The organism is Paenibacillus taichungensis (assembly GCF_047302525.1).
Classification (GTDB): domain Bacteria; phylum Bacillota; class Bacilli; order Paenibacillales; family Paenibacillaceae; genus Paenibacillus; species Paenibacillus taichungensis_B.
In genome coordinates, this window is the sequence record NZ_CP168020.1 from 218850 (window position 1) to 232694 (window position 13845).

Consider the following 13845-nt stretch of genomic DNA (forward strand, 5'->3'; position numbering starts at 1 on the left):
CTTTTGGTATCGATTATAGCTTATGTGATACAAATTGTATCTATTTTATTGTAATTAACATCCAACCATGGAATTTCAAATCGAATTGGTCGGTATACAATTTCATTAATGGTTTAATTTATATAGTTTAAAATTTAACTTTTTTATATAACGATATTACAATTTTAATACGAGATTGTAAGCAAAATGAGATTGGAATCTAGTAAAATAAAAAAAGCTGTTTCTAGGAAGGCTTACATGGTTATTCGAGGGTAGGCCCATTTCTCTGAAAATTATATTTTTTTGGTTGTTAGATGAAGATATAGGCTAAGAAAAGAGGGGTAAGCCTTGGATATTAATAAAACGGAAACCCTGAAGCGCATTATTTCTGAGGGAAGTTCTTACCAATCATTGTTTTTTAATCACCCAGATGCCATATATGTGATGGACATCCATGGAAATTATATTGATGCCAATCCCTCGATTGAGAGGATTTCAGGGTATACATTTGAAGAACTCCGTAGTTTGAATCGAGATAGGATTTGCCCTCCCGAGAGCGAGGAGTCACGTAAAGAATACATTCGTGAGGTGCTGGCTGGACATTCAGTCAGTAAGTCGATCACATTTTATCATAGAGACGGTTCTCTGAAACAGGCTGAGATTACCTATGTACCCATAACGGAACAAGAAGAGATCGTGGGGATATACGGAATTGCCAGGGATGTAACCGAGATCGTAGAAGTGGAACGTAAATTGCATGAAACGCAGGAGAAATATCAGATGTTGGCGGATCATGCCCAGGATCTAATCACCACAAGTTCGATGGACGGCAAGCTGCTTTATATTTCTCCTTCCGTCTATTCGTTGCTGGGATATCGTCCGGAAGAGGTGACAGGGAAGTTCCTGAAGGATTACTGTTATCCTGGGGATTACCCTGAACTTCTGGAGATGTCGTCGAGTGGGGATGGTTGCAAGATGCGAGTTCTTCATAAGAAGGGGCACTACATCTGGATGGAAACGCTGGCGAAGCCTGTAGCCGGAGAAGAGGGCAAGAATACTCAGATTGTAAGCGTCAGCCGGGATATAACCCAGCATAAAAATGCAGAAAGACGTCTTAGAGAGAGTCGTCAACGGTACAAGTCTCTGTTCGAACATAATCCGGCAGCGGTGTATTCGCTGAATCTCGAAGGTAAATATACTGCAGTGAACCGCAATCTGGTCAAAATGCTGGATGTGCCTCGGAGCAAATTGATCGGGCAATCCTTTCTTTTGCATCTGGATAAAAGTGAAGTGCACGGCGGGCAGGCATACTTCGAACTGGTGAAGCAGGGGAAGCCCCAACATTATGAAACTCGGATCGTGAATTCCGGTGGCAGGAAGGTTGATGTGTCTATCATTAACGTTCCAATCATTGTGGACCAGGAACTCGTGGGTGTGTATGGGATCCTGTCTGATATTACGGAGCGTAAGGATTATACAGAGCAGATCCAGGAGCTCAGCAAACAGCATGCCCTGATTCTTAACTCTGTTACAGATGGCATCTATGGATTGGACGCAGATGGCATCACCAGGTTTATGAATCCGGCTGCTGCTTCCATGTTCGGCTACGAAGCGGAAGAGTTTGTCGGCAAAAACTCGCATCCCATCATTCATCATTCACGTGCAGATGGCAGCTATTTTCCAAAAAAAGAATGCCCCATTCATATGACGGTGATGGACGGGCAGCGTCGTACAGTGAAGGAGGATGTGTTCTGGCGCAAAGACGGAACCAGCTTTCTGGTGGAATACCAGGTTACACCGATTATCGATGAGGGTCAGATTCGTGGCGCCGTTATCGTGTTCAATGATGTGACTGGTGATCGCGAAATTGTGCGCGCCAAGGAAACCGCTGAACTCGCGGCACAGGCCAAGTCGGAATTCCTGTCGATGGTCAGTCATGAAATTCGCACACCAATGAATGGAATCGTAGGCATGACTGAATTGCTGATTGGCACCGATTTATCGGAGGAACAGCGAGAATATGCCGAGATCATCCGTGAGAGCGGCGATGCACTATTGAATATCCTGAATGACATCCTTGATTTCAGTAAATTGGAATCCGGAAAAATGGCTCTGGCCTACGAACCGTTCTCGCTGCGCATCATGTTGGAACAGGTTGCGGAGCTTTTCTCCCCTAAAGCGGAAGAGAAGCAATTGAAGATCCGATATCGTCTCAATCCCGACATTCCTGAGTTTATGGTGGGTGATGCGATGCGTATTCGGCAAATTCTCGTCAATCTGGTGAGCAATGCCTTGAAGTTTACGGATCAGGGGAGCATTGATGTCACGGTGGATATTATTCGCGGTAATAGACCGGAATCGAGTGTGCTGGACTTTGCGGTGAAGGATACGGGAATCGGCATTCCAGAGGATAAGCTGGATCAGTTATTCCAGTCGTTCTCTCAACTTCATCCTGTGATTAACCGCAAATATGGCGGGACAGGTCTTGGATTAGTCATCTCGAAGCGACTCGTGGAGATTATGGGTGGCAGTATCAGTGTGGAGAGTGAAGATGGAAAGGGATCAACTTTCCGCTTCGCTGTGCCTGCCACAAGTGTAGATGCGACTGCAGAGCAATCTGCACGTCAATTCAGCCATGATCGAACACGACAGGGGGATAAGGTGGCGATGCGTATTCTCGTTGCTGAGGATCACCCGGTAAACCGGAAGATTTTATCGGAGTACCTCGAGAAGCTTGGTTATCAAGCAGATGTATGCACCAATGGCGTTGAAGCGATCGAAGCCATTTCGCAAAATGCCTATGATATTGTCCTGATGGATCTTCAGATGCCTGTTATGGATGGACTCAAAGCGACAGACCTTGTACACCGATTAATTCCGCAGGAGCGTATTCCAGCTATTATCGCGGTAACCGGAAATGCCAAACGTGAAGACAAGGAAGCTTGTTTGGAGATTGGGATGCGTGATTTCATCAGCAAACCAATAATGCTGAGTGAATTAAAGCGGGTATTGCAGCAATGGGGGCCAGCAGATGAACCGCAGCTTGCACCAAGCTGAAGACTCGTACTCCCAAGGTGGATAAAAACAAACAAACAAACACAAAAACGCCAATGACACTTCTGTATCAGGAGGTTATTGGCGTTTTTGTGTTTCTGCCTATTTTGTTATGGACCATCCTTGAGTGGCTGAACTGGTCAAACCAGGGTAAGACGATTGATGTTGCCTGACAAAACTTCACAGGAACGCTCGAATTTCTCACGTTCAGATGCATCCAGATTTAATTCGATAATCTCCTGAATCCCATCCCCACCAATAATGGCTGGAACACCTGCACAGACGTTGCTCTGTCCATACTCACCATCAAGGATCGCGGAGACAGCAATGATCTTGTGTTCATCGTTGAGAATCGAACGGGTTATATGTGCGAGTGCGTTACCGATTCCGAATTGGGTGGAACCTTTACGAGTGAAGATTTCCCAACCGGCGTCTTTCGTTTTGCGGGCGATATCTTCCAGGTCCAGATGTTTGAAGCGTTCCTTGTGCTGCTCCATAATGTGCATAATCGGTTTGCCTCCGATGGTGACATGCGACCATGCGACGAACTGGGATTCCCCATGCTCCCCGAGAGCATATCCGTGCACGCTGCGTGGATCAATGGAGAAGACCTCTGACAACAGCGTTTTGAGCCGGGAGGAATCAATAGACGTACCTGTACCGATGACTCGTTCACGTGGAAGGCCGGACAGCTTCCATACCATATAAGTTACTATGTCAACCGGATTGGCCGCGACGACAAAAATTCCCCGGAATCCGCTATTCATGATGGGAACAACGATATCTTTGGCGATGGACTCCGCTTCTTCCAGAATATCCAGACGAGTCTGCCCTGGCTTCGGATTCGCTCCGGCAGTCAGGACAATGACGTCCATGCTGCTGCAATCTGCATAAGTGCCAGCGTATACCTTCGTGCGGTTATGTGTGAAGTCCATGCAATGGGAAAAATCCAGCGCCTGTGCAACCGCGCGATCATACGTCCGGTCAACCATCATAATTTCTCTGCATATCGATTGATTAATCATCGAATACGCACAACTTGAACCGACAAGTCCCGCCCCGATCACCGCTACTTTACCTGATTTGCCTAACACTGCCGTTCAGCCCCCATTTACATTTGATTTATCCGTTCATAATGAGACTTATGTTAAGTATAGTCCTTTATTTTATGCTAATAACTGCTTCTACGTTACATAAGATAACACATGGAAAAGCTGTGCAGCAATGATTTCCTCTGTCGCGGGAGCGTATTGGAGTGACGGAGTTAATAAAATTGACATGAATAATTCATTTTCATAAAAAGTGACGGCGTTTGCACCAACGAATTTCGACATGACAGCATTCATGCTCATTGTCGGATGAAGGGTTATTTTTACGAATGAGGCAACTGACAAAAGTTCTTATGAATCCGCAGAAACAGAAGAAAAGCGTCAAAGGGATCTGCAAAGAGACTGACGAATACATACGGACAAGCAAATGAAAAATGCGTACTTGATCTATGAGACAGGTTGACCCGATCCGATGACAGTTCCAGAAGGGAACGCTGAAGCCACTACCTTGTATTCAAAAAGACTTCATTCCGGGAGGGAATAATAATGATTGAAGAAGCAGGAGCAACGACGGAAACGGCCAAGAGCCTGGGCATTGGTGCCAGTACTCTTCGTAAATATGCGGCAGCGCTTGAGGAACAGGGGTACCGATTCGAGCGTTCCGCCAACAAATCCAGATTGTTCAAGTCGGACGATATCGAGTGCATCGAACGTCTGATGACAGAACTTAGGGAACATAACCTGCCACTTGCAGATGCTGTGGTGACCGTACTGACTCCAGACGTGCCTGAGATGGTAATGGAGGATGCCTCAGAGACGGAATGTGCGGCAACAGTGATGCCCGCAATATTTCCTGAGGGACCTGAACCAACTGGAGCATTGAGATCTTATGAAGGTCTGGGACAACTGGTGAGTGAAGTGACATACGGTGCTGTCGGCCAGCAGGATGATCAGGTCCAACTGCTGCAGCATCGGGTGGACGAACTGGAGTTAACGCTGCAACATCTGGCGGATACCCATCTTGCTCTCCAGGAGCAGATGGAGAAGCAGCGCCTGTGGATGAATGAGAAGCTGGAAGAGGAGCGTGACCGTGAACTGGTCACCAATCTGCGCAGCTTCCAGGGAAGAAAACGCAAACCCAAAGGAACATCGCTTCGAATGTTGTTCGGGCTGCTGCCCAAAAAGCACAAAGAAGCCTGAGAACCCGGCCTATGCTCGTCGTGATTTTGCACAGGTAGCTTGATATAATGAGCCCATACAACAACAAGACTGGCTGCTAATCTGCCCTGCATAAACGGAGAACAGGAGAGATCAGATAGCTGGCGTGGGAGGACCTGTGGAGCTGCGACGAAGCTGGCAAAGACTGCTCGGCCTATGGACTGATCGTCCCCGGAGGAAAGGTACGAAGATCGCCGGGCGTTATACGATATATGACTTGCTTGGTATGGGAAGTTATGGACTGACATACCTGTGTAACGATGAACAGACTGGCAAGGATGTAGCGTTAAAAGAATCCAAACCCAGCAAGGGTAGACTCGCTGTACAGTTGCTGGACAGGGAGGCGGATGTGATGAATCGGATGGATCATCCGGCCATCCCTAAGTTGCTGGATGTGTTCACATACCGGGCGCGCAGTTACATTGTCACCGAGTATATCCTTGGGGAGACACTGGAACAGTCCATATTCGAGCAAGGCCGCAAATATACGGAACAGGATTGTCTGGAGCTGGTAAAACAACTGCTAGCTCCCATTGTGCATGTTCATGAGCAGGGATATATTCATGGGGATGTCCGTATTCCAAATGTCATTTTACGTGACGGGCAGGTGCATTTGATTGATTTTGGCCTGGCGCGGCGCATGGGGGAGCCGTTGTTGCCTGAGCTAAAACGGCGGATGCGTGAATTGCCCGAGCCTGAAGATGAACCGGCTGCACCGGACCAGGATTTGCAGGATATCGGTCATTTTCTTTTGTTCATGCTGTATTCCGCTTACGAGCCAGAGAAGGGCCGCAAACCGGCCAGTTGGCAGGAAGAACTCAAGCTCACGCCGGAAGTTCGCCACATGTTGGAACGGCTGCTTGGACTTCGTCCAGGCTATGAAGGCAATGGGCTGGAATTACAGGCGGATATTGACCGTGTGCTGATAAAATTGCGATGAAGAAAAAAGGGTGTTTTGCTAACCGTGAGGACGGCTGGCAGAACACCCCTTTCAATACATATATCATGATTTAGCGTCAGTCTAGCTGGTAGGAACATTTCTGTTTGGAAATAGTAGTACCAGCTTAGCTGGAGCTATATTTTCTGCTTTTATAGTAACCGGAGCCATGGCGGCTATCCCGGTGTTTTGCATCTGAAGATGAATATCGTCTGTAGTTGCGTTTGCCAGAGGAACTGCTATACCGTTTACGGTGCGAAGAAGATTTGGAATCCAAAAGTTTGCCTAACATTTTCCTGAGCATGAGGTTTTCCTCCTTTCGACTTCAGCCGTTTTAAGCATATACGGGGCTTCGATTGGACGGGTTTCGGATTTTTTTAAGGGGGATTGTATTCATTAGACAGGGGCTAGGCGTATAATAGGATGTTGAGGATTACACGGAATTTTTTATTTTGAGCATTTCGCGTTACAATAGAAGACAGGATGAGATTTTAACGGACAGGAGTAGTTGTAATGATTACGTTGAAGACTAAAGAACAAATAGAACTTATGAAGAAGGCCGGAGAAATTCTTGCCGCATGCCATAGAGAAATAGCCGGAATGATCCGTCCAGGGATCACGACACAGGAAATTGATCAGTTCGCAGAAGCTTTTATGAAGAAAAATGGCGCTACACCGGAACAAAAAGGGTACAACGGGTACCAATTTGCGACATGTGCGTCGGTTAATGATGTGATCTGTCATGGATTTCCGGGGAAATATGTACTGCAGGATGGCGACATCGTTACGATTGATATGGTCGTGAATCTGGACGGCTGGCTGGCCGATTCCGCGTGGTCGTATGCGGTAGGTCAGGTGACTCCAGAAGCACAACATCTGCTGGAAGTCACCAAAACATCCCTCTATAAAGGGATTGAACTAGCTGTGATCGGGAACCGGATCGGTGATATCTCCAATGCGATTCAGACGTATGCGGAAGGTGAAGGTCTATCTGTTGTCCGTGAATTTATCGGTCATGGAATCGGCGAGAAGATGCATGAGGAACCACAGGTTCCTCACTACGGCCCACCACACCGTGGTCCACGTCTTAAAGAAGGTATGGTTATTACGATTGAGCCGATGCTGAACATTGGTACGTACCGTAGCAAGCTGGACTCAGATGGTTGGACAGCACGTACTCAGGATGGAAGTCTGTCTGCCCAATATGAGCATACGATTGCCATTACAGCAGATGGTCCTGTCATTCTGACTGCTCAATAATGGCTCCCGATGTCTCCAATGTGATGATATTTGCATATTTCAAGGCGGCCCACGTTTGTGATCCGCCTGTTTCGGTTTAAACTATTTAGAGGCGATACACATAGAGCCGGTGGTGAATGATATCAGCTGACAGAGGGTTAACCCTGGTCCACTGGCAAGAAGGAGGTCATTTTGGTGTCTGAAAATAAACAGATCGTACTTGCGTCTCGTCCCGAAGGTGCCCCATCCAGAGAAGACTTTAAATTCATTGATGCACCGCTTCCTGAACCGGAAGCAGGACAAGTCCTGGTACGTACGCTATATTTGTCTGTAGACCCATACATGCGGGGCCGCATGAAAGATACAAAATCCTATGCTCCCCCCTATGCGTTGAATGAAGTGATCAAGGGAGGAACGATTGGGCAGGTGGTGGATTCTTCGGAACCCAATCTGCGCAAAGGGGATTTAGTATCCGGAATGTGGGGCTGGCAGCAGTATGCAGCCGTAAATACGGGAGACATTTCCCTGATTGATACAGAAGAGGCTCCAATTACGGCTTACCTGGGTGCGCTTGGCATGACCGGTTTGACCGCTTATTTTGGCATGGAAGACATCGGTAAGCCGAAGGACGGCGAAACGGTAGTGGTGTCGGGAGCAGCAGGAGCGGTAGGCATGATTGCGGGGCAGATCGCCAAGATTGTAGGTGCGCGTGTAATCGGGATTGCAGGTTCTGACGAAAAATGTGCTTATCTGAAAGAAAAACTGGGATTCGACGTGGTGTTAAACTATAAGCATGAAGAGGATATGTCTGCTGCCATTGAACGGGCTTGCCCGGCTGGCGTAGACGTTTATTTCGACAATGTTGGCGGTGAAATCTCCGATGCGGTACTGCGTCATATTAATCGGAATGCACGTATTCCGCTCTGTGGGCAGATTTCGTCATATAATCTGGAGAAACCGGATATCGGCATGCGCCCGCAGACGTTACTGTTAACCAATACAGCGTTGATGAAAGGTTTCCTGGTGGGTGACTATGCCAAATCCTTTAAGGAAGGCCGAGCTAAATTGGCGAAATGGATCAAGGAAGGCCACATACAGTTTGAAGAAAACATTGTGGAAGGTTTTGACCAGACGCCGGAAGCATTTATGGGCCTTTTCTCTGGAGATAACCTGGGCAAACAGCTTGTAAAGGTTGCGGACCCTGAATAGATATAGAATCCCTTGAACATATGCCAGAACAGGAAAAGACACGTTCCGCACGGTGAAGTGCACAGAACGTGTCTTTTTAGTTGTTAGGATGTTGCGATGATGCTAAGATTCTGCAGCAACAACTTCCTTATAGTGCTTGTACATATATACCCGCCAGCGTACGATCATGCCGAAGGCCAGAAGGAAGAACAATCCACCCGTTTGAGGAATACTCACATAACGCTGAATGACTTCATGCAGGATTAGACGTATAGCCAGCAGTCCGAGCAGAATGAAAGCGAAGCTTCGTGAACGTGTGGCAAAAATTTCTTCGTTAACTCGTTCAAAACGGGTACTGCGAATGAGGGGATACGAGAATATAAACCAGCCCACCAACAGCGCGATAAGTGCCCATAGAAGCGGAACATGTGTCTCGGGTACTACAAACATGAGAAAACCCGTACTCATTCCCAACGGGGGAATAAGTATTTTGCGAATGGTTACCGGACGGTGGCTGGCTTTCATTCGAATAAAAATGGCAAGTAGGGCCATGACGAGCATACCCAGAGTTGCACCGATCTGAAGGTAAGACGGACTGATTTGAGCCACGTAAAACTCCCTCTTTCTGGAATAATATGTTATCCGGACATCCGGAACATGATGCGAATTACCGGAATTTTCTGTTTCTATTATATCACAAACGAAGAAAGCCGATAGAATGCTTAGTGTATCATTTACCCGGATTGTATATAGAGGGTCCATTTGAAAAATTTGTATTATTGTACCCAGTGTGAGGCGGTTTATTCGAGTAATATACCGATCATAGTAATACCTTGGAACAGAGCAAGGAGGAATACGCTTCATGAATAGAAATCACAGGCCGCTCACGGTATGGACATTGGCTTGTCTGACCGTGGTATCAGTGATTCTGGTTATCCCATGGATTTTGTGGCAATCACAGGCACCGACACCGCTTAACATCATGATTGTCGACAAAAGTAAACCGGACTTGTCCTATGTGGGGCATAAGGGACTGGTATGGATTCTGAATCAGCAGAAGATTGTCCAACAGACAGGGGAACATTATAAGTATGAAGAAGACTACTACGGGTATGATATACAGAACGGGATCTCCCGGATTGAGCGGACATTGCCGGATGAGGTGACAGACACGGACCTGATCTATCTGACGGCGAATCATCATATATCATCTACAGATCCGAATGAACGTATACAAGGCAAAGCCTATGAGGGTCTTACGATATATGATGCGCACAAAATTCGTGAAGCGGCAACCAAAGGCGTAACGATTGTCACTGAGTTTAGCGCCTTGTCGAATGCTGTTTCGAACATGACAAGAGAGCAATTATATCCGATTTTGGGCATGAAAAGCAGCGGATGGCAGGGGAGGTCGGTATCGGATCTGCAGAGCTTGGATGAAGTACCACAGAGGGTGCGAATGAACTATGAGCGTAGGGAGAAAAAGGAGTGGCCCTATCATGGAGCAGGTATTGTATTGGTTCATGAGGATGGACGGGTGATTGTACTGAAGCAAGGCCGGGATGTAAAGACCGGTGACATAAAACTCGCCTTTACACAGGAAGGTGGGAAATGGAGTGGAATTACCGAGAACATCCATTACAGCGAATGGTTCGACATCATTGTGCCCGAACAACAAGCTACTGTACTGGCCTGGTATAAGACGGACCTGACGGAGAATGGTCAGCAAAAACTGATGAACGCAGGTATTCCGGCGGACTTCGCTGCTCTTATCCGGCATGAGGGCTACAATCGGACGTATTATATGGCAGGATCCTTCGGAGAGCTGGAGCATTATTCGTTCTGGCGCCGTATCAAGGGATGGGATGTGGTAAAAACGAGGCTCACACCGGATCAAAAGGGCGTTCCGGATCGGTTTTACTGGAAAGTATACGTACCCGTGATGAAGAAGATTTTGCAGGAAGTCCAGACAGGGCAAGCACCCTGGCAATAGAAAAACCGTTCCTTCGGTAGCGGGACGGTAGGATACATAAGGAGGGCTGCAGATGATCTGCAGCCCTCTTCCATTTTGCATCGAGATATATCAGGCTTTATGAATGAAGATGTTGCAACCCATTCAGGAAAGCGGTCACGGACAGTTGCAGGCTCTCATCCGGGTCAAAGTTCATGCCGAAGCCCCCCTTCTCACCCATGGAGGCAAAGCCGTGGCAAAGACTGCGTAAACCGCGAACGGCATGGAGTGCTTCCGCTTCACTTAGCGGATAAGGCTGCAACAGGCGGAGCAGCAGATCCAGGGCAGCTGTACTCTCGACAACGAGTTGCGGTTCCTGACGGTCTGGGGCATGGAAGAAGGCTTCGTACAGCCCTGGGTGCTTGCGGACGAAGCCGATATATGCGGCAGCGACCTCCTGAATGGCTTCGTCGCCCGAACGGCCGACAGAAGCCTCAGTTAATGCACGCCTGAGCTGCTGTGCGGACATCAACGCCATTTCCTGGCGAAGCCCGGGAAGACCGTTGATGTGGTTGTAAAGCGACGGGGAGCGCACATCCAGCCGCTGGGCCAGAGCGGCCAGTGTTAGCGAATGGAATCCGTCGCTGTCGGCAAGCTGGGTGGCGGCGCTTAACAGAGCGCCGCGATCCAGCCCTTGGCGGGGGCTCACAGATGCCCCCCGGCAGGGCGCAGCCGCTGCTCCGCGTCTGCCGTAGCTGCGCGCATGGCCGCGCCGGGCTGACGCAGCATTCGTCCGTGCCCTACAGCAAGCACGGACGGCTCCAGCTCAGCCAGGCGCTTGGCGCTGGCAAGAGCAAGTTCACGGTTCCACGTCGCCAGCGCGGGGAACGGAAAGAGCGGGCGTAGGCGGCCGGATACGGCGAGGCCGCCGTGCAGCTGATACGCGTCGCCAGCGATGAGCACGCGGCTACGCGTATCCATGAAGGCCATATGGCCCGGCGTATGGCCTGGGGTAGCAATGGCGACCAGAGATCCGATCCGGTCGCCGTCATCGAGCAAGCGGTCCGGCCGGGTGCGGATCGCTTTGGGTACACTGCCTCGTACCGGAGTCTGTGGCTCGCCGGGAAGCAGGGAAGCGTCTCCGGCCAGTAGCGGGGCATCCCGTCTGGAGATGCAGACTTCGGCTTTAGGCAACGCGTCCTTAAGACCATCCAGTGCACCAACATGGTCGCCATGGGCGTGAGTCAGAATGATTTTGGTAATCGGTTTGCCTAGGGATTGTGCGGTAGCCAGAATCCCCTTGAGACTGAATGGCATTCCGGCATCAATAAGAGTAAACCCATCTTCTTCTTCAACAAGATATACGTTCACGGGGAAGAGGCGTGGAAGGAATGAAACTTGGACAACATCATGCTCACGTGTAATTCGCATCATTGAATCCTCCTTATAACTAATGTTATTAGTAATATAACTAATGTCATTAGTTTTTGCAATACCCCCTGTTGATATGCTTAAAAAACAGGATATTTTAAGCTCCAAAAATACTTTACAAAAAAAGCGTTTTCAAAATAGGAATAACCGATTATAATAATCTCGTAAGCCCTTTCATATGTCTATCTTATTGGAGCCTTTCGCGAAGCGATTGGCTCACTTTTTTTGTTCTGTTCCCTTAAAACACGGATGGAACTCAACCTTTTTACTTAGCCTATGAGGGCCTGGATATACTGGTATGACAAGGGGAATCAGGTTTTCTAACCCCCAAGTTGAGAATGTTGACAAACATAACTGTTATTCCTATAATAACAGTTATACTTACCTTGGATTGAATTTTCATCGGTGAACGATATGCCGGGAAGGGAGTAAGTAATGAACAGTGAATTTACCATTGCTGTGCACTGTCTGGTCTTTCTGTCGATGAAGGATGAGTGTATGGCTAATAGTGAAGACTTGTCTCAAAGTGTTGGTACGCATCCAGCCAGAGTACGCAAGGTGCTTAGTGTACTGCGGAAGCATGGATTCCTGACAACCAAAGAAGGTGCCCACGGTGGATATCTGCTCAGCCGTAAGAGTGAGGAAATCAAGCTTGGAGAACTGTACAGACTGGTAGCAGGTGGATCTCTTGGTCCCAGCTGGTGTTCGGGAGAATCCGGTTCAACGTGCGTTGTTTCTTCCAATATGCAGGATGTGATGGGAAGCATCTACGATGGAGGCGAAGAAGCATTAAGCGCTTATTTTGACCGTATATCCATTGAGGATGTGAAGCATCGTATCGGTAATGGGGAAGAATGTTCCTTGTCTATGGAACCCTTGTCCATGAAGGATAGATCATGACAGATTTGATCGTTAATAGATCTTCATGATCTGCCTTGGACTGCTGCTGTCAGGCATGGTGGACAGGCTATATAAGGGCGTTTGCTCCGGTTGTAGGAAGGATCCATTGATGTTTCAGGCGATTCCGGGCATAACGTGAACACAGATGGAAGCGATCGTCTGCGCTGATGTTATTTTCGGAAGGTGAGTACTCGGTAGAGTTTGGCCTTGCGAATGTAAAAAAATAGAAAAGAACTTGGGGAGTGGAACGCATGTCCAGCATTGAAAACAATGAAACACTTCGCGTGATTAACGAACGTCACGCTGTCAAAAAGTACGAAAATGGTTTTGTTATGCCTGAAGCAGATCTGAACGCTATCCTGACTGCCGCTTCCGAAGCACCGTCTTCATGGAACCTGCAGCACTGGAAATTCCTCGTGATCGAATCCGAAGCAGACAAAGCCAAGTTGCTGCCAATCGCTTATGGCCAAAGTCAAATCACAGACAGCTCTGTTACGATTGCTGTACTCGGGGATCTGGAAGCGAACCGCAACGCCGTGATTTATGATCAGGCTGTTGAAGCAGGTGCAATCCCAGCTGAAGTTCGTGACGCATTGGTTGGGCAGATCAATGGTGCTTACAAAAATCCGCAAATCGCCCGCGATGAAGCGATCCGCAATGCATCTTTTGCTTCACAGAACATTATGCTTGCTGCACGTTCCCTGGGATATGATACTTGCCCAATGGGTGGTTACAACCCGCAACAATTGATCGAAACATTCAACATCCCTGCGCGTTATTTGCCAACGTTGTTGATCACTGTAGGTAAAGCTGCAGTTCCAGCTCGTCCGGCAGGTCGTTTCCCGCTGTCCGAAGTTGTTGTTAAAGGTTCTTTCTAAGACTGATTTTGAATCAGTTAT

13 protein-coding genes are annotated in these 13845 nt (G+C 48.1%); 8 read left to right on the forward strand and 5 right to left on the reverse strand.

Annotation, left to right across the window (positions count from 1 at the left end; genetic code table 11):
- Nucleotides 1–327 precede the first annotated feature (327 nt).
- Nucleotides 328–3036 (forward strand): PAS domain S-box protein, encoded by a 2709-nt coding sequence (locus tag ACDJ58_RS01190; RefSeq protein WP_413374826.1) that lies wholly within the window; start codon nucleotides 328–330, stop codon nucleotides 3034–3036.
- Between the two features lie 137 nt (nucleotides 3037–3173).
- Here ACDJ58_RS01190 and ACDJ58_RS01195 read toward each other — a convergent pair whose 3' ends face one another.
- Nucleotides 3174–4127: an L-lactate dehydrogenase gene (locus tag ACDJ58_RS01195; protein ID WP_413374828.1), complete on the reverse strand. Its 954-nt coding sequence runs from the start codon at nucleotides 4125–4127 to the stop codon at nucleotides 3174–3176.
- Between the two features lie 501 nt (nucleotides 4128–4628).
- Between ACDJ58_RS01195 and ACDJ58_RS01200 the strand changes: the two genes are divergently transcribed.
- Entirely contained in the window at nucleotides 4629–5282 is a 654-nt protein-coding gene (locus ACDJ58_RS01200; RefSeq protein ID WP_413374830.1) for a hypothetical protein, read from the forward strand.
- 136 nt (nucleotides 5283–5418) lie between these two features.
- On the forward strand, nucleotides 5419–6240 hold the full coding sequence (locus tag ACDJ58_RS01205; protein WP_413374832.1) for a serine/threonine protein kinase: 822 nt from the start codon (nucleotides 5419–5421) through the stop codon (nucleotides 6238–6240).
- A 124-nt stretch (nucleotides 6241–6364) separates the two neighbouring features.
- On the opposite strand, the gene ACDJ58_RS01210 is transcribed toward ACDJ58_RS01205, so the two are convergent.
- Nucleotides 6365–6541, reverse strand: a complete 177-nt coding sequence (locus tag ACDJ58_RS01210) for a hypothetical protein (RefSeq protein WP_173405241.1) — start codon at nucleotides 6539–6541, stop codon at nucleotides 6365–6367.
- Nucleotides 6542–6750: 209 nt separating this feature from the next.
- Here ACDJ58_RS01210 and map point away from each other — a divergent pair, with 209 nt between their 5' ends.
- Together map and ACDJ58_RS01220 are read left to right on the forward strand one after the other, a co-directional pair.
- Entirely contained in the window at nucleotides 6751–7497 is a 747-nt protein-coding gene (gene map, locus ACDJ58_RS01215) for a type I methionyl aminopeptidase (protein ID WP_413374834.1), read from the forward strand.
- 174 nt (nucleotides 7498–7671) lie between these two features.
- Nucleotides 7672–8685 (forward strand): NADP-dependent oxidoreductase, encoded by a 1014-nt coding sequence (locus ACDJ58_RS01220; protein WP_413374836.1) that lies wholly within the window; start codon nucleotides 7672–7674, stop codon nucleotides 8683–8685.
- A 102-nt stretch (nucleotides 8686–8787) separates the two neighbouring features.
- Here ACDJ58_RS01220 and ACDJ58_RS01225 read toward each other — a convergent pair whose 3' ends face one another.
- Nucleotides 8788–9273: a CcdC family protein gene (locus tag ACDJ58_RS01225; protein WP_175382111.1), complete on the reverse strand. Its 486-nt coding sequence runs from the start codon at nucleotides 9271–9273 to the stop codon at nucleotides 8788–8790.
- Nucleotides 9274–9526: 253 nt separating this feature from the next.
- Here ACDJ58_RS01225 and ACDJ58_RS01230 point away from each other — a divergent pair, with 253 nt between their 5' ends.
- Nucleotides 9527–10657, forward strand: coding sequence for a hypothetical protein (locus ACDJ58_RS01230; RefSeq protein ID WP_413374838.1), 1131 nt, complete (start codon nucleotides 9527–9529; stop codon nucleotides 10655–10657).
- A gap of 97 nt (nucleotides 10658–10754) precedes the next feature.
- On the opposite strand, the gene ACDJ58_RS01235 is transcribed toward ACDJ58_RS01230, so the two are convergent.
- Nucleotides 10755–11324, reverse strand: coding sequence for a TetR/AcrR family transcriptional regulator (locus tag ACDJ58_RS01235; RefSeq protein ID WP_413374840.1), 570 nt, complete (start codon nucleotides 11322–11324; stop codon nucleotides 10755–10757).
- Nucleotides 11321–12046, reverse strand: a complete 726-nt coding sequence (locus ACDJ58_RS01240; protein WP_413379412.1) for an MBL fold metallo-hydrolase — start codon at nucleotides 12044–12046, stop codon at nucleotides 11321–11323. The genes ACDJ58_RS01235 and ACDJ58_RS01240 overlap by 4 nt, the downstream gene beginning before the upstream one ends.
- Before the next feature lie 435 nt (nucleotides 12047–12481).
- On the opposite strand from ACDJ58_RS01240, the gene ACDJ58_RS01245 reads away from it, so the two are divergent.
- Together ACDJ58_RS01245 and ACDJ58_RS01250 are read left to right on the forward strand one after the other, a co-directional pair.
- Nucleotides 12482–12946 carry an Rrf2 family transcriptional regulator gene (locus tag ACDJ58_RS01245; RefSeq protein WP_413374842.1) on the forward strand — a complete coding sequence of 155 codons (465 nt, stop codon included), beginning with the start codon at nucleotides 12482–12484 and terminating at the stop codon, nucleotides 12944–12946.
- A gap of 251 nt (nucleotides 12947–13197) precedes the next feature.
- Nucleotides 13198–13824, forward strand: a complete 627-nt coding sequence (locus tag ACDJ58_RS01250) for a nitroreductase family protein (RefSeq protein ID WP_413374844.1) — start codon at nucleotides 13198–13200, stop codon at nucleotides 13822–13824.
- Nucleotides 13825–13845 lie beyond the last annotated feature (21 nt).